General features: G+C 70.6%; 13 protein-coding genes and 1 tRNA gene. 7 read left to right on the top strand and 7 right to left on the bottom strand.

Translation table 11 applies throughout. The annotated features are described in order from the left end of the window. Nucleotides 1–10 precede the first annotated feature (10 nt). From lptB to ACTIF1_RS07695, 5 genes are all read right to left on the bottom strand, one after another. Nucleotides 11–796, bottom strand: a complete 786-nt coding sequence (lptB, locus tag ACTIF1_RS07715) for an LPS export ABC transporter ATP-binding protein (protein WP_439595808.1) — start codon at nt 794–796, stop codon at nt 11–13. Beyond that, nucleotides 793–1791, bottom strand: a complete 999-nt coding sequence (locus tag ACTIF1_RS07710) for an LptA/OstA family protein (RefSeq protein ID WP_439595807.1) — start codon at nt 1789–1791, stop codon at nt 793–795. The genes lptB and ACTIF1_RS07710 overlap by 4 nt, the downstream gene beginning before the upstream one ends. Beyond that, on the bottom strand, nt 1788–2369 hold the full coding sequence (lptC, locus tag ACTIF1_RS07705; RefSeq protein ID WP_439595806.1) for an LPS export ABC transporter periplasmic protein LptC: 582 nt from the start codon (nt 2367–2369) through the stop codon (nt 1788–1790). The genes ACTIF1_RS07710 and lptC overlap by 4 nt, the downstream gene beginning before the upstream one ends. 296 nt (nt 2370–2665) lie before the next feature. After that, entirely contained in the window at nt 2666–3319 is a 654-nt protein-coding gene (locus ACTIF1_RS07700) for a ribonuclease D (protein WP_439595805.1), read from the bottom strand. Nucleotides 3320–3356: 37 nt separating this feature from the next. Further along, nucleotides 3357–3443 (bottom strand) — tRNA-Leu (locus ACTIF1_RS07695). A gap of 210 nt (nt 3444–3653) precedes the next feature. Here ACTIF1_RS07695 and ACTIF1_RS07690 point away from each other — a divergent pair. The 6 genes from ACTIF1_RS07690 (at nt 3654) to ACTIF1_RS07665 (ending at nt 13362) form a co-directional block, all read left to right on the top strand. Further along, nucleotides 3654–4589, top strand: a complete 936-nt coding sequence (locus ACTIF1_RS07690) for a complex I NDUFA9 subunit family protein (protein WP_439595804.1) — start codon at nt 3654–3656, stop codon at nt 4587–4589. Between the two features lie 189 nt (nt 4590–4778). Continuing rightward, nucleotides 4779–6218 (top strand): NAD(P)-dependent oxidoreductase, encoded by a 1440-nt coding sequence (locus ACTIF1_RS07685; RefSeq protein WP_439595803.1) that lies wholly within the window; start codon nt 4779–4781, stop codon nt 6216–6218. Between the two features lie 5 nt (nt 6219–6223). After that, nucleotides 6224–10747: a glutamate synthase large subunit gene (gene gltB, locus ACTIF1_RS07680; RefSeq protein ID WP_439595802.1), complete on the top strand. Its 4524-nt coding sequence runs from the start codon at nt 6224–6226 to the stop codon at nt 10745–10747. After that, complete coding sequence (locus tag ACTIF1_RS07675) at nt 10744–11847, top strand: endo-1,4-beta-xylanase (RefSeq protein ID WP_439595801.1); 1104 nt, start codon at nt 10744–10746, stop codon at nt 11845–11847. The genes gltB and ACTIF1_RS07675 overlap by 4 nt, the downstream gene beginning before the upstream one ends. 70 nt (nt 11848–11917) lie before the next feature. Continuing rightward, nucleotides 11918–12586, top strand: coding sequence for an FtsZ-binding protein FzlA (gene fzlA / locus ACTIF1_RS07670; protein ID WP_439595800.1), 669 nt, complete (start codon nt 11918–11920; stop codon nt 12584–12586). A gap of 65 nt (nt 12587–12651) precedes the next feature. Next, nucleotides 12652–13362 (top strand): hypothetical protein, encoded by a 711-nt coding sequence (locus ACTIF1_RS07665; protein ID WP_439595799.1) that lies wholly within the window; start codon nt 12652–12654, stop codon nt 13360–13362. A gap of 8 nt (nt 13363–13370) precedes the next feature. Here the strand turns inward: ACTIF1_RS07665 and ACTIF1_RS07660 are convergent, their stop codons facing one another. Then, nucleotides 13371–14204, bottom strand: coding sequence for a tetratricopeptide repeat protein (locus ACTIF1_RS07660; protein WP_439595798.1), 834 nt, complete (start codon nt 14202–14204; stop codon nt 13371–13373). A 64-nt stretch (nt 14205–14268) separates the two neighbouring features. On the opposite strand from ACTIF1_RS07660, the gene ACTIF1_RS07655 reads away from it, so the two are divergent. Then, the gene (locus ACTIF1_RS07655; RefSeq protein WP_439595797.1) at nt 14269–15117 is read left to right on the top strand and encodes an SDR family NAD(P)-dependent oxidoreductase; all 849 of its coding nucleotides are present in this window, start codon (nt 14269–14271) and stop codon (nt 15115–15117) included. A gap of 9 nt (nt 15118–15126) precedes the next feature. Here ACTIF1_RS07655 and ACTIF1_RS07650 read toward each other — a convergent pair whose 3' ends face one another. Beyond that, nucleotides 15127–15789: a glutathione S-transferase family protein gene (locus tag ACTIF1_RS07650; RefSeq protein ID WP_439595796.1), complete on the bottom strand. Its 663-nt coding sequence runs from the start codon at nt 15787–15789 to the stop codon at nt 15127–15129. Between the last annotated feature and the right edge of the window lie 11 nt (nt 15790–15800).

The raw sequence follows: 15800 nt of genomic DNA, 5'->3' as shown, positions 1-15800 counted from the left end.
TGCCGCCAGCCTAGAGCGAAAATCTTTCGCCGAGATAGACACGCCGCACACCCTCATGCGCGACGATGTCGCGCGGGTTGCCCTCCATCAGCACCTGGCCGTCGTGCAGGATGTAGGCGCGGTCGATGATCTCCAGCGTTTCGCGCACATTGTGGTCGGTGATCAGCACGCCGATCCCGCGATCCTTCAGATGCTTGACCAGGTCCCGGATCTCGCCGACCGCGATCGGGTCGATGCCGGCCAGCGGCTCGTCGAGCAGGATATAGCTGGGCTGGGTGGCCAGGGCGCGGGCGATCTCGCAGCGCCGCCGCTCGCCGCCCGAGAGCGCCAGCGCCGGGGCGCGGCGCAGATGGGCGATGCCGAATTCCGCCAGAAGCGAATCCAGCATCTGCTCGCGGCGGTCGCGCACCGGCTCCACCACCTCCAGCGCGGCGCGGATATTGTCCTCGACCGAGAGGCCCCGGAAGATCGAGGCCTCCTGCGGCAGGTAGCCGAGGCCGAGGCGGGCGCGGCGGTACATCGGCAGGCGGGTGACGTCATGGCCATCCATGGTCACCGTGCCCTCATCGGGCTGCACCAGGCCGGTGATCATGTAGAAGGTGGTCGTCTTGCCGGCGCCATTGGGGCCGAGCAGGCCCACCGCCTCCCCCCGCCGCAGGTTGATCGAGACGTTCCGCACCACGGGCCGCTTCTTGTAGCGCTTGCCAAGGCCGGTCGCGACGAGGCCGGCATTCTCGGCGGCCAGGCGAATGGGCGGGGCGGGGCGGGGATCGCCCGGACGGTCCGTGCTGCTCATCGGGCCGGCGGCTGGCTCGGCTGGCGGGCCGGCGGCGGCGCGGGGGTGCGCGGCGCGGGACGCTGGGCCGGGGGGACGTTGGCCTGGCTCGGCTGCTGCTGCCCGGGCACGACCAGGCCCTGCACGCGCGTGCCGGGGGCCGAGATCAGGCGCGAGACGCCGGTCTGCAGGTTCACGATCGCTTCCTGGCCGTTCAACTGGTTCTCCCCACGGGTGATGCGGACGCCGCCGACCAGCCGGGCAAGGCCGGTCTGCGGGCTGTACATGCCGCGCTCGCCGCGCACGACTTCCTCGGCGGAGCGGATCTCGACGCCGCCATAGGCCTCGACGCGTTCGATGCGGCTGCTCTCATTCGCCGCCGGCAGCCCGCCGATGGGCGGGGTCGCGGGGCGGGCGGGCGCCGGGGTGGCGGCGGGCGCCCCCTCGGCCGGCGCATCCAGGAAATAGGCGACCAGCGTATCGGCGGCGATGCGGCGGCCATCGGTGCTGACCACCACGGCGGCGCCGCGCGCCACCGCCATGCGGCGCTGCGGCCAATACTCCAGGCTGTCGCGGGCCGTGATGCGCTGGTCCGGCGTGGTCAGGGATAGGCCGCGGCCGGACAGCACCATCACCGCCTGGTCCATGTCATAGACCGCGCGTTCGCCTTCCGCGCGTTCGGTGGCGGAGGTGACGCGGACGCTGCCCTCGGCCTCCAGCCGCCAGATCTCGCCGCCCGAGAGCGGGCTCTCGCCCGGCTGGGCCGGGGCCGCCTGGGCGCCGCCGCGCGGCCGGTAGCGGGCGATCAGCCGGTCCGCATCCACCGCCACGCCGTCGCGCACCGCGCGGGCCTGGCCACGGGCAATCACCACCTGGTCCTGCTGGCGCCATTCGATGCCGTCATTGGCGGTGATTTCCACCGGCCCGCCCTGGTTCAGGTCCAGGTTCTGCGCCCGCGCCGGCAGCGCCAGCAACAGCAGGGCCAGCGGAAGGGAAAGGCGTCCGATGCGGGTCACTGGCCACCTTCCAGCACGGTGCGGGCCTGGCCCGTGAAGACCACCACCTGGCCACGGTCGAAGAGGCGAAAGCCCTGCGCGGTCAGCGTGCCGAAGGGGCCTTGCGCGGCCACCGGCGCATCGCCGGAGGCGGCGCCGGCCTTCAGGTCGATCGCCGCGCGATCGGTCACGAACTGGCTGCCATCGTCATGATGCACGGTCACCTGGCCGGCGAGGTCGAGCTGGTTGGTCGGGCGATTGAAGCGCCCCTCCCGCGATTCGAGGTAGACCCAGCTGCCGTCGCCCATCAGCAGGTCGGCGCGCGGCGCTTCCAGCACCACCACCTCCTCATTCCCGCCCTGGGTCGCGACGCTTGCGGTGACGGTATAGGGGCGGTTCTGCTCGTCCACGCCCTGGTAGCGCGGATCGACGATGCGCAGCGCATCCGGCGCGGCCTGCAGCACGCGGCGGAAGGCGACACGGCCGCGATCCGCGGCGCTGTCGATCTCGGGCCAGAGGGCGATGGCGGCCAGCAGCGCCACGGCGGCCAGCGGCAGGACGCGCTTGGCAACGCTGACCAGGATCCGGTGCCGCAGCAATTGCCCGGCACTCGGCGCCCGGCGTTCCCGGGAGGGAGCCAGCAGGCGGCGCGCGGGTGCGCTTCTGGCCGCGCCCGATGTGGCGTTGGGCCGAGCGGAGAGGGGCGGCGGCAATCTCACGTGTTTTGTATGAGCCTCGCGGGGCAGGGGGTCAACGCGGAGATGACCTTGCGAGGCCGGCGGGACAAAAAACGTGCCAAGACTGCCGCTCCTGCCCTGCCGCGGTTTACGCGCGGGTCACTTTCCTGGCAGGCCGGTGCAGGTCTTGCCTCGGGCGGGGGTGCCCGGCCGGCCCTTCAATGCGCGAAGATATCCGGGTCTTCGTAGCCCAGCAGGTCCAGGCGGCCCCGCATGGGCAGGAAGTGGTAGCAGGCCTGCGCGATGTCCAGACGCCCCTCGCGTTCCAGCAGCGCCTTCAGCCGGGCCCAGAGGGCATGCAGGTGCAGCACGTCGGAGGCCGCATAGGTCAGCTGCTCCGGCGTCAGCTCCGCCTGCCCCCAGTCGCTGGACTGCTGCTGCTTGGAGAGATCGACGCCCAGCAGGTCGCGGCAGAGGTCCTTCAGCCCGTGCCGGTCCGTATAGGTGCGCACCAGCTTGGAGGCGATCTTGGTGCAGACCACCGGCGCCACCACCACGCCGAGCGCGTTGTAGAGCGCCGCGACATCGAAGCGGGCGAAGTGGAAGATCTTCAGCACTGCGGGATCGGCCAGCAGGCGCTTCAGGTTCGGGCAATCCGCGCCGCGGCCGCCGAGGCGCTCGGGCAGGATCTGCACGCAATGGGCGGTGCCATCGCCCGCGGAAAGCTGCACCAGGCAGAGCCGGTCGCGCCGCGGGTCGAGGCCCATGGTCTCGGTATCGATGGCGACGGAAGAGCCGAAGCTCACATCGTCCGGCAGGTCATGCCGATGCAGTCGGATCACGGCGGCCTTGGTGAAAAGGGTGGAACCCACCGCCGTTGTGACCCCACCATGGTAACCCCGAGGGGAGTGGTGCCCAGGAAAGGACTCGAACCTTCACGACCTTGCGGTCACTGGCACCTGAAGCCAGCGCGTCTACCAATTCCGCCACCTGGGCAAGGGGCGTCTTCCGACGTGCGGCGGGGTTTACGGGCGGCCCCCGGACCCGTCAAGCGGGGGGTGTGCGGAATTCTTTCAGGAAGGCTGCAATGCTGTGGACATCGCTTGGCGCGGGCCGGCGCGGCCCATATGGTCCGGCAGCGCGAGGCCAGCGGATATGGCCCATGGATATGGAGCACGGGTGATGCAGGTGGGGCGGGATCGCAGGGTGGCGACGGTGTTCGGCGGCGCCGGCTTCATCGGACGCTATGTGGTGCAGCGGCTGGCGGCGCAGGGGTATGTGGTGCGGGTGGCGACGCGCGATCCGGCCGGCACGCGCTTCCTGACCACCCAGGGCCGGGTCGGCCAGATCGTGCCGCTGCAGGTCGCAGTCACCGACCACGCCGCGCTGGCCCGCGCCGTGCAGGGCGCGGATGTCGTCATCAACCTGGTGGGCATCCTGCATGAGCGCCGTCCCGGCGACTTCGCGCGGGTGCAGGGGGAGGCGCCGGGGCTGATCGCCCAGGCCGCCACCGCGGCCGGGGTGCGGCGGATGGTGCATGTCTCGGCGATCGGCGCCGATGCGGCCAGCGACAGCCTCTATGCCCGCAGCAAGGCGCAGGGGGAGGCGGGGGTGCGCGCGGCCTTCCCCACGGCCACCATCCTGCGCCCCTCCGTCGTCTTCGGGCCCGAGGACCAGTTCTTCAACCGCTTCGCCGGCATGGCGCAGCTGCTGCCCTTCATGCCGGTGGTCTCCGGCGCCAGCCGCTTCCAGCCGGTCTTCGTGGGCGACGTGGCGGATGCGGTGATGGCGGCGCTGGAACAGGAGGCCGCGCTGGGCACGACCTATGAGCTCGGCGGGCCGCGGGTGATGACGATGCGCGAGGTGCTGCGCTTCATCCTGGAGACCATCCGCCGGCGCCGGCGGATGGTGGAGATGCCGATGGGCTTCATGCGCTTCCAGGCGGGGCTGCTGGAGAAGCTGCCGAATCCGGCATTGACGCGGGACCAGCTGCTGCTGCTGGGCCGGGACAATGTCGCGGCGGCGGGCGTGCCGGGGCTGTCCGCGCTCGGCATCACGCCGAAGACGGTGGAGGCGGTGGTGCCGGCCTATCTGCGCCGCTACCGGGTTGGTGGCGGCCGGCGGGATCTGGCCACGGCCTGAGGCCGCTTCGGACCTAATCCGCGAGGCCCCTCCGAGGCGGGTTTGGGTCTCGGTAAGAAATCGTCGAGTTTAGGACAGTATGGGTGTCCTTTCGGTGCAAAACGGACTCGCATCCGTTGCGCTGCTGATGTAGGAGGCTCTCCCGCGCCGCCGCCGGATGGTCGTGCGCGAGTGAGGAGCCTCGCCGCCATGGCCGATCGGATGCTGCAATTCGTGCGCCTCGACCAGCACCAGCCGGACAAGCGCCCGGCCACGCTGCGTCGCGAGGATTTCGGCGAGATCTACCAGGACTTCGCGCCCGAGGCGGCGAAGGCGCAATCCAGCCGCTGCAGCCAGTGCGGCGTGCCCTTCTGCCAGGTGCATTGCCCGCTCAACAACAACATCCCGGACTGGCTGAAGCTGACCGCGGAAGGCCGGCTGGAGGAGGCCTATGAGGTCTCCTCCGCCACCAACACCTTTCCGGAAATCTGCGGCCGCATCTGCCCGCAGGATCGCCTCTGCGAGGGCAACTGCGTCATCGAGAAGGATTTTGGCAGCGTCACCATCGGGTCGGTGGAGAAGTACATCACCGACACGGCCTGGGAGATGGGCTGGGTGAAGCCGCCGAAGCCGCGGCGGGAGCTGGCGCAATCGGTCGGCATCATCGGCGCCGGCCCCGGCGGCCTGGCGGCGGCCGAGCGGCTGCGCATGCGCGGCTACCAGGTGCATGTCTATGACCGCTACGATCGCGTCGGCGGCCTGATGATCTACGGCATCCCCAACTTCAAGCTGGAGAAGGAGGTGGTGCTGCGCCGCTGGAAGCAGTTCGAGGAAGGCGGCATTCAGTTCCACCTGAACGTCGCGGTCGGCAAGGACATCACGCTCGACGAGCTGCGCGCGAGGCACGACGCCGTGCTGATCGCGACCGGCGTCTACAAGGCGCGCGACATGAAGGCGCCCGGCATCGGCCTGCCCGGCATCGTGCCGGCGCTGGAATATCTGACCGCCTCGAACCGCGCCGGCCTCGGTGAGAATGTGCCAGGCATGGCCAGTGGCGCCATGAACGCCGCCGGCAAGCGCGTGGTCGTCATCGGCGGCGGCGATACGGCGATGGACTGCGTCCGCACCGCGGTGCGCCAGGGCGCCACCTCCGTCACCTGCCTCTATCGCCGTGACAAGGCGAATATGCCGGGCTCGATGCGGGAGGTGTACAACGCCGAGGAGGAGGGCGTGACCTTCGAGTGGCTCGGCGCGCCGGAAGCCTTCCTGGGCGAGGGCAGCGTCACTGCCGTGCGCGCACACCGCATGCATCTTGGTCTGCCGGATGCGACGGGCCGCCAGCAGGTGGAGCCGATTCCGGGCAGCAGCTTCGACCTGCCGGCCGATCTCGTCATCATGGCGCTGGGCTTCGATCCGGAGGACCTGCCCACGGCCTTCAACGAGCCGGGCCTGCCGGTGACGAAGTGGGGCACGCTGAAGGTGGACCATCGCACGATGATGACGGCGCTGCCGGGCGTGTTTGCCGCCGGCGACATCGTGCGCGGCGCCAGCCTGGTGGTCTGGGCGATCCGCGACGGGCGTGACGCGGCCGAGACCATGCACAGCTACATCGAGCAGAAGACCGCGGCGCTGGCCGTGGCGGCGGAGTGACCACCATGGCCGATTACGTCCAGGACTACCGCACCCAGCACGCGCTGCTCTCCTCCGAGGGCCAGATCGACCTGACCGAGCATGACGCCTGCGGCGTCGGCCTCGTCGCCTCGCTGGATGGTCAGGCGCATCGCAAGGTGGTGCAGGCCGGCATCGATGCGCTGAAGGCCGTGTGGCATCGCGGCGCCGTGGATGCGGATGGCAAGACCGGTGACGGCGCCGGCATCCATATCGAGATCCCGCAGGACTTCTTCGCGGAAGTCGTGGAGCGCGGTGGCGACCGCCTGCGCCCGGGCCGCATCGCGGTGGGCATGGTCTTCCTGCCGAAGACCGACCTCGGCGCGCAGGAACGCTGCCGGCAGATCGTCGAGACCGAGATCCTCGCCGCCGGCTACAACATCTATTCCTGGCGCCAGGTGCCGATCGACGTCGCCTGCATCGGCGAGAAGGCCAATGCGACGCGGCCCGAGATCGAGCAGATCCTGATCTGGAATCCGCGCGGCACGGATGAGGACACCTACGAGCGCGACCTCTTCGTGATCCGCCGGCGGATCGAGAAGCAGGCGATCGCGGCGCAGATTCCGGAACTGTACCTCTGCTCGCTCTCCTGCCGGTCCATCGTCTACAAGGGCATGTTCCTGGCCGAAAGCCTGACGGAATTCTACCCCGACCTGCTGGATGCGCGCTTCGTCTCGCGCTTCGCCATCTACCACCAGCGCTATTCGACCAATACCTTCCCGACCTGGCGGCTCGCCCAGCCCTTCCGCATGCTGGCGCATAACGGCGAGATCAACACCGTCCACGGCAATATCAACTGGATGAAGTCGCACGAGACGCGGCTGGCGCATCCGCTGCTCGATCCCTTCATGGACGACATCAAGCCGGTGGTGCAGGCCGGCGGGTCGGATACCGCGACGCTCGACAATGTCTTCGAGCTGCTGGTGCGCGGCGGGCGCGACGCGCCGATGGCCAAGTCCATGCTGATCCCCGAGAGCCTGGGCAGCAACGCCACCATGCCGGCGGCGCATCGGGAGATGTTCCTCTACTGCAATGCGGTGATGGAGCCCTGGGACGGCCCGGCGGCCATTGCCGCGACGGATGGCAAGTGGGTGATCGGCGGGCTGGACCGCAACGGGCTGCGGCCGATGCGCTACAGCGTCACCACGGACGGCATCCTGGTCATCGGCTCCGAGACCGGCATGGTGAAGATCGCGGAGGATCGCATCCTGGCCAAGGGCCGCGTCGGGCCGGGGCAGTGCGTTGGCGTGGAGCTCAGCACGGGGCGCTTCTATGGCGACACGGAGCTGAAGGATGCGCTCTCCGCCCGCGCGCCCTTCGGCGAATGGACCAGCCGCACCACGCGCATCGACGGCATCGTGAAGGCCGGCGCCGATGAGCATGCCGAGCTGACCGGGGAGGCGCTGCGCCGCCGCCAGCTCGCCGTCGGCTATACGCTGGAGGAGCTGGAGACCATCCTGCACCCGATGGTGGAGGAGGCGGCCGAGGCGATCGGCAGCATGGGCGACGACACGCCCATCGCCGTGCTCTCCAGCCAGTATCGCGGCCTGCACCACTATTTCCGACAGAGCTTCAGCCAGGTCACCAACCCGCCGATCGATTCACTCCGCGAGACGCGGGTGATGTCGCTGAAGACCCGCCTCGGCAATCTGGGCAATATCCTCGATGAGGATCCGACCCAGTGCGACATGCTGATGCTGGACAGCCCCGTGCTGTCCAACGCGGAATTCGCCGCCATGCGCGCCTATATGGGCGACACCGCCTGCGTGGTGGACTGCACCTTCCCGGTGGCGGAGGGCGAGGCCGGCCTGCGCCAGGCCATCGAGCGGATCCGCCGCGAGGCGGAGGAAGGCGTGCGCAGCGGCTGCGCGCATGTGATCCTGACCGATGAGGGGCAGGGGCCGGAGCGTGCCGCCATCCCGATGATCCTCGCCGTCGGCGGCGTGCACACGCATCTGGTCAAGAACTCGCTGCGCACCTTCACCAGCCTGAACCTGCGCTGCGCCGAATCCATCGACGTGCACTATATCGCCGTGCTGATCGGCGCCGGCGCGACCACGGTGAACGCCTATCTGGCGCAGGAGAGCATCGCGGACCGGCACCGCCGTGGGCTGTTCGGCGATCTCTCGCTGAAGGATTGCGTCGCGCGCTACAAGAAGGCGGTCGACAAGGGGCTGCTGAAGGTGATGTCCAAGATGGGCATCTCCGTCATCTCCTCCTATCGCGGCGGCATGAATTTCGAGGCCATCGGCCTGTCCCGCGCGCTCGTCGCCGAATTCTTCCCGGGCGTCGCCAGCCGCATCTCCGGCATCGGCCTCTCCGGCATCGCGCGCCGCGTGCTGGCGCTGCATGCCAAGGCCTGGGATGCGGATGCGGTGACGCTGCCGGTCGGCGGTCTCTACAAGCTGCGCAAGCGCGGCGAGAACCACGCCTTCGACGGGTCTTTGATCCACACGCTGCAGAAGGCGGTGGAGACGGACAGCTACCAGACCTTCAAGCGCTACTCGGAAGGCGTGCGCAAGCTGCCGCCCGTGGCGCTGCGCGACCTGCTGGATTTCCGCGCCGAGGGCCGCGCGCCCGTTTCGCTCGAGGAAGTCGAGAGCATCACCGAGATCCGCAAGCGCCTTGTCGCGCCCGGCATCTCGCTCGGTGCCCTGAGCCCGGAGGCGCATGAGACGCTGTCCATTGCCATGAACCGCATCGGCGCACGCTCCGACAGCGGCGAGGGTGGCGAGGACCCGGCGCGGGCGCGGCCGCGGCGCAATGGCGACAATGCGAACTCCGCCATCAAGCAGATCGCCTCGGGCCGCTTCGGCGTCACCGCCGAATACCTGAACAACTGCAAGGAGATCGAGATCAAGGTCGCGCAGGGCGCCAAGCCCGGCGAAGGCGGGCAGCTGCCCGGCTTCAAGGTGACGGAGCTGATCGCCAAGCTGCGGCATTCCACGCCGGGCGTCATGCTGATCAGCCCGCCGCCGCACCACGACATCTACTCGATCGAGGATCTGGCGCAGCTCATCTACGACCTGAAGCAGATCAACCCCGAGGCCACCGTCTGCGTGAAGCTGGTGGCACGCTCCGGCATCGGCACCATCGCGGCGGGCGTCGCCAAGGCGAAGGCGGATGCCATCCTGGTCTCCGGTCATTCCGGTGGCACGGGTGCCTCGCCCGTCTCCTCCATCAAGCATGCCGGCCTGCCCTGGGAGATGGGGCTGTCCGAGACGCATCAGGTGCTGATGCTGAACCGCCTGCGGCATCGCGTGAAGCTGCGCACCGATGGCGGCCTGAAGACGGGGCGGGACGTCGTGATCGCCGCCATGCTGGGTGCCGAGGAATTCGGCATCGGCACGGCGTCGCTCGTCGCCATGGGCTGCATCATGGTGCGCCAGTGCCATTCCAACACCTGCCCCGTCGGCGTCTGCACGCAGGATGATGCCCTGCGCCAGAAGTTTGCCGGCACGCCGGAGAAGGTCATCAACCTGTTCAGCTTCGTGGCGGAGGAGGTGCGGGAAATCCTCGCCGGCCTCGGCTTCCGCAAGCTGACCGATGTGATCGGCCGCACCGACCTGCTGCGCCAGGTCAGCCGCGGCGCGGAGGATCTGGACGACCTCGACCTGAACCCGCTGCTGGTGAAGGCCGATTCCGGCAGCCATGCCGCCTATTGCACGCTGGAAGGCCGCAACGAGGTGCCGGAGACGCTGGACGCCGACATGATCCGCGACGCCGCGGCGCTGTTCGAACGCGGCGAGAAGATGCAGCTCGCCTACAACATCCGGAACACGCATCGCGCCATCGGCACGAAGATCTCCTCCAAGATCGTGCGCAAGTTCGGGATGGAGGGGCTGCAGCGCGGCCATCTGACGGTCCGCCTGCGCGGCTCCGCCGGCCAGTCGCTCGGCGCCTTCGCGGTGCGCGGCCTGAAGCTGGAAGTTTTTGGCGACGCCAATGACTATGTCGGCAAGGGCCTGTCCGGCGGCACCATCGTGGTGCGTCCGGCGCCGTCCTCGGGCCTCGTCTGGCGCGACAATACCATCGTCGGCAATACCTGCCTCTATGGCGCGACGGGCGGTGCGCTGTTTGCCGCGGGCCAGGCGGGCGAACGCTTCGCCGTGCGCAATTCCGGCGCGCTGGCGGTGGTGGAAGGCGTCGGCGCCAATGGCTGCGAATACATGACCGGCGGCACGGTCGTCTGCCTCGGCGCGGTCGGCGACAACTTCGGCGCCGGCTTCACCGGCGGCATGGCCTTCCTCTACGACACCGACGGCGCCTTCGAGCAGCGCGTGAACCCCGAGACGCTGCGCTGGCAACGCCTCGGCGCCTCCGCCCATTGGGACGAGGTGCTGCGCGAACATGTCGCGCGGCATGTGGAGGAGACGGGCAGCCCCTTCGCCGCCCGCCTGCTGAACGACTGGGCGCAGGAACGGCTGAACTTCTGGCACGTCGTGCCGAAGGATTTTGTCCGCTACCTGCCGCAGCCGATGGAGGATGCGCTCTCCGTCGCCGCCGAGTGACCCGGGCGGCGACCCGCCGGGCGCTGCTGGCGCTGGCGCTGCCCGGCTGTGCTTCGGCGCAGCCGGTCGCGGCGCCGGCGGCGGCAGGGGGCCTACAGGCGCGGGCCGCCGCCAAGGGGCTCGCCTTCGGCGCCGCGCTGAGCACGCGGCAGATGGCCGAGCCCGACCTGGTGGCCGCCTTCCGGGAGGAATGCGGCCTGCTCGTCGCCGAGTATGAGATGAAGTGGTCGCAGCTGGAGCCCACGGCCGGCAACCGCGACTATCGCCGCGCGGAACAACTGATGGCCTTCGCGCGCCGCCATCGCATGGCCGTGCGCGGCCACACCCTGGTCTGGCACGAAAGCGAGCCACGCTGGCTCAGCGACCTCTCCGCCCGCGGCACGGCGGCCGCCATGGCGCGGCATGTGGATGAGACGGTGCTGCGCTGGCGCGGCCAGGTCGCCACCTGGGATGTGGTGAATGAGGCGGTGGCGCCGGAGGATGGGCGCGGCGATTTCCTGCGCCGCACCTGGCTGCTGAACCGCATGGGGCCCGATTATATCCCGCAGGCCTTTCACCTCGCCCATGCGGCCGACCCAACCGCGCGCCTCGCCTATAATGACTTCGGCATCGAGCATGCCACGCTCTGGTCCCGCCGCCGGCGGCTCGGCGTGCTCGGCCTGCTGCGGGCGCTGCGCCAGGCCGGCGCGCCGGTGCAGGTGCTCGGCGTGCAGGCGCATCTGCAGGCCGGCCAGCCCTTCGAGGCGGGCGAATGGCGCGCCTTCCTGGCGGAGGTCGTGGCGCTGGGCCTGACCGTCGAGGTGACGGAGCTGGATGTGAATTGCGCCGCCCTGCCGGCCGCCGCCGGCCCGCGCGATGCGGCGGCGGCGGATCTCGTGCGCCGCTTCCTGGATGCGACGCTGGCCGAGCCCGCGGTGCGCAGCGTGGTCACCTGGGGCCTGACCGACCGCCATTCCTGGATCCGCCGCGGCCTGCTGCCGGAACACCGCCGCCGCGACACGGCGCAGCCGCGCCCGCTGCCCTTCGATGACGGCATGCGCCGCAAGCCGATGTGGCAGGCCATCGCCGCCGCGCTCGACGCAGCCCCCCCGCGCGGTTGAGCCCCGGCCTGCGGGTTGGCCCGCCGGGCGGCGCGTGCAATATTCCCCGCCGTCTCAAATATCGGCACGCATGCGGATCCTTTTTCACCTTCCCCTCTCCCCCTTCGCCCGCAAGGTCCGGCTCGCCCTGGCCGAGAAGCGCCTGCCCTTCGACCTGCGCATCGAAAGGGTCTGGGAACGGCGGGAGGAATTCCTCTCGGTGAATCCGGCCGGCACGGTGCCCGTGCTGCAGGAAGCCAACGGCCTGTTCATCGCGGATTCCTATGCCATCTGCGAGTATCTGGACGAGGCCTATCCGGACATGCCGCTGCTCGGCCGCACGCTGGGCGAGCGGGCGGAGGTGCGGCGGCTGGTCGCCTGGTTCGACCAGAAGTTCTACGCCGAGGTCACCCGCAACCTGGTCTTCGAGAAGCAGATGAAGCGGGTGCTTGGCCGCGGCAATCCGGATGCCACGGCGATCCGTGCCGGCTATGCGAATCTGAAGCCGCATCTCGAATATATCGGCTGGCTGGCGGAAACGCGGGCCTGGCTGGCCGGGCCGCAGATGGGCCTGGCGGACCTGGCGGCGGCGGCGCAGCTGTCTTCCCTCGATTACATCGGCGATGTGGACTGGAGCATCTCGGATGCGGCGAAGGACTGGTATGCGCGGGTGAAGTCCCGCCCCAGCTTCCGCCCGCTGCTGGGCGACCGCGTGACCGGCGTGGTGCCGCCGCCGCATTACGACGACCTGGATTTCTGATCGGTCACTTGAGCGGAGTCCGGAACGGTCCGTATATTTAATCGGATCGTGCTTCGGAGGCTGCCATGCGTCGCCTGTCTCTCCTGCCCCTGCTCGCGCTGTGGATGGCGCTGGGGCTGCCTGCGCCGCAGGCGGTGGCGCAGGTGGTGGAAGGGTCCTTCACCCTGGCCGGCAAGGTGATCGCGCTGCCGCCCGGGCCCTGGCGCGTGATCTTCCAGGGCACGGAGACCGGACGGAACCGGGACATGACCACCCCCACTTCCCTGCACCGCGCTGTCCTGGTGCAGGAGGTCGGCGGGCGCGCGGCCGGCGTGGTCCTGGCCAGCGCGGCGACCGAGGTCGGGCAGGTCTGGCCACCGCATGGCATCTGCACCCGCACCGATGCCCTGCGCCGGCAGGTCGAGGCCGCGGTGCGCGGCAACCTGGATTGCCGTGGCTTGGTGAACCAGGGGGCCGGCGCCGGGCCGGGCACGCCGGAATGGGTCCGCAGCCTCTATGCGCTGGGCGAGGATCGCCCCGGCTTCATCCCGCCGCGCTGGATCGTCGGCCATGTGCTGGTCTCGGAGGGCATGCACCTGCTGCAGGTGGACTATCGCTTCGCCCCCGCCAGCTTCGCGACCGGTCAGGCCCGCCATGCCGGCAACTGGTCCGATGGCATGCGCAGCGCCGAGCAGAACGGCTTCCTCGACCGCGTGGATGCCTTCACCCTGGCGGCGCGCGCCGAACTGCGCCGGGGTCTCTACGGCCGCAGCCCGGCCGCGCCGCTGACCTTCTGAGGCGCCTCTCAGCGCCGCGCCGGCCCGGCCTCGTTCAGCGCCAGGTTCTGGGCGGCGAGATCGGCGGCGGCGGAATTCGGCGCCAGGGCGATGGCGCGTTCCCAATCCGCCCGCGCCCCGGCACCATCGCCGCGCAGCTGGCGGATGATGCCGCGCTCCAGCAGCGCCTCCGGGTTCATCGGGTCGATGGCAAGCGCCCGGTCGATGTCGCGGGCGGACAGCTCCACCCGGTCCAGGTGGCGCTGCGCGGCGGCGCGGAAGACCAGCGCCTCCGCCCGGGCCGGGTCCAGCACCAGGGCGCGGTCCAGATCCTCGATCGCCTCCAGGTAGCGGGACAGGCCGCCGAGGGCGACGGCGCGGTCCACCAGCAGGTCCACATCCTCGGGCGAGAGGGTCAGCGCCAGGGTGGCGGCGCCATAGGCGCGGTTGGCCTCCCCGGCCATCAGCCAGGCCTGGGTCGCCTGGGCATAGACGGCGGCGCGGGCCGGGTTGCTGGCCTGGGACCGGCTGGCGAGCGTTTCCAGCCGCTGCGCGGCGGAGGCCGGCTCGCCCAGAGCCAGCAGCGCCAGCGCCTGGCAATGCCGCGCACCCTCGCCGCCGCCGCGCGCATCCCATTCGGTGGCGAAGGCGCGGGCGGCCTCCGGGTCGCTGCGCAGCAGGGCGATGCAGCGTTCGAAATCCGGCCCCTCCGCCAGGCGCGGCGGTTCGGGCGGCGTCGGCAGGCTGTCCTCGGCGGTCTGCGCCGGGGTTGGGGTGAAGGTGACCCAGGCGACCGCGCCCAGCGCCGTGATCGCGGCGGCGGCGAAGGCGCCGAGGAGAACGGTGCGTGTCTGGCGTCGCATGGCGGCTGATCCTACCCATGGCCCCGGCGCGGCGCCAGTTACGGCATCGGGAGGAAGTGTCGGGATGCATATGGTTGTGACGGGGCTCGGCTATTCCGGGGCGGCCATTGCGGCGGAGGCGCGGCAGGCCGGCTTCGCGGTGACCGGCACCGCGCGCGAACCGCGCCCCGGCGCGGCGCCCGAGGGCGTGGCGCTGGTCCGATTCGCGGAGGCCGGGGCGGCGATCGCCGCCGCGACCCATCTGGTGGTGACCGCGGCGCCGGAGGCCGAGGGCTGCCCGGTGCTGGCCGCCCATGCCGAGGCCATCGCCGCGGCGCCCGGGCTGCGCTGGGTGGGCTATCTCTCCACCACCGGCGTCTATGGCGACCGCGGCGGCGCCGAGGTGGATGAGGCGACACCGCCCGCGCCGGGCCAGGCGCGCTCCGCGCTGCGGCTGCGGGCGGAGGAGGCCTGGCGGGCGCTGGCGGCGGCGCGCGGCCTGGCGCTGGACCTGTTCCGGGTGGGCGGCATCTACGGCCCCGGCCGCAGCCCGCTGGAGGATCTGCGGCGCGGCACGGCGCGGCGCGTGGTGAAGCCCGGCCATGCCTTCAGCCGCATCCACCGCGATGACATCGCCCTGGCCGTGGTGACAGCCGCGCGCCAGGGCGCGAAAGGGGTTCGCGTGCTGCACCTGGTGGATGACGAGCCGGCGCCGAATGCGGCGGTGATCGCCGAGGCCGCCCGGCTGCTCGGCCTGCCGCCGCCGCCCGCCATCCCCTTCGAGGAAGCTGCGCGCAGCATGTCGCCCATGGCGCTGTCCTTCTGGGCGGAAAATCGCCGCGTCGCCAATCGCGCGACCAAGGCGGCGCTCGGCCTGGCCTGGCGCTGCCCGACCTATCGGGAGGGGCTGGCGCGGATCCTCGCGGCGGGCTGAGGCGCGGCCTCAGTCCCGGTCCGGCGCGCCCAGCGGGAAGTAGTGGCGGAACGGGCGCCCGCCCTCCACGGCGCGGGCGACGGAGGGATGCGCCAGCAGCCGGGCGCGATAGGCGCGCAGGAGGGGGAAGCGGTCCGCGATTGCCTGCGTCCAGTCGGCGTAGAACAGCGCGGGGGCGGCGGCGCAATCCGCCAGGCTGAAGCTCTCGCCCGCGGCCCAGCGGCGTCCGGCCAGGGTGCCTTCCAGCCAGGCATAGGCGCGGTCCAGCCGCTCGGCGGCGATGGCGCGGCCCGCCTCGGGGTCCATCGGCAGCTTGCCGAGCTTCGCATCCACCGCGACCTGCATGGCATCCATCACATGCAGGTCGAAGAAGCGGTCGAGGAAGCGCACCTCCAAGGCCTGCATCGGATCCGCCGGCAGCAGCCGAGTCGTGCCGGGATGCGCGATCTGCAGGTATTCGATGATGATGCTGGTCTCCACCACCGCCCGGTCGCCATCCAGCAGCAGCGGGAACTTGCGCAGCGGCCAGCGGCGCAGCCATTCCTCCCGATGCGCGGCGGGCTCCTGCGGATCCAGGCTGCGGAAGTCGAATGGCGTCCCCGTCTCCCAGAGCGCGATGAGCACCTTCTGCGTATAGGAGGAGAAGGGGTGGCCGTAGAGCGTCAGGGACATGGGTGGCTTCC

The organism is Falsiroseomonas sp. (genome assembly GCF_051860665.1).
Classification (GTDB): Bacteria; Pseudomonadota; Alphaproteobacteria; order Acetobacterales; family Acetobacteraceae; genus Falsiroseomonas.
The sequence above is the reverse complement of the archived record's forward strand: the minus strand, read 5'-3'. Positions and strand labels throughout refer to the sequence as shown.

What these genes read in the sequence shown, in the direction of transcription:
- lptB (WP_439595808.1), bottom strand. Translation starts at nt 796, where the DNA reads ATGAGCAGCACGGACCGTCCGGGCGATCCCCGCCCCGCCCCGCCCATT.
- ACTIF1_RS07685 (WP_439595803.1), top strand. Translation starts at nt 4,779, where the DNA reads ATGGCCGATCGGATGCTGCAATTCGTGCGCCTCGACCAGCACCAGCCG.
- gltB (WP_439595802.1), top strand. Translation starts at nt 6,224, where the DNA reads ATGGCCGATTACGTCCAGGACTACCGCACCCAGCACGCGCTGCTCTCC.
- fzlA (WP_439595800.1), top strand. Translation starts at nt 11,918, where the DNA reads ATGCGGATCCTTTTTCACCTTCCCCTCTCCCCCTTCGCCCGCAAGGTC.
- ACTIF1_RS07665 (WP_439595799.1), top strand. Translation starts at nt 12,652, where the DNA reads ATGCGTCGCCTGTCTCTCCTGCCCCTGCTCGCGCTGTGGATGGCGCTG.
- ACTIF1_RS07660 (WP_439595798.1), bottom strand. Translation starts at nt 14,204, where the DNA reads ATGCGACGCCAGACACGCACCGTTCTCCTCGGCGCCTTCGCCGCCGCC.
- ACTIF1_RS07655 (WP_439595797.1), top strand. Translation starts at nt 14,269, where the DNA reads ATGCATATGGTTGTGACGGGGCTCGGCTATTCCGGGGCGGCCATTGCG.
- ACTIF1_RS07650 (WP_439595796.1), bottom strand. Translation starts at nt 15,789, where the DNA reads ATGTCCCTGACGCTCTACGGCCACCCCTTCTCCTCCTATACGCAGAAG.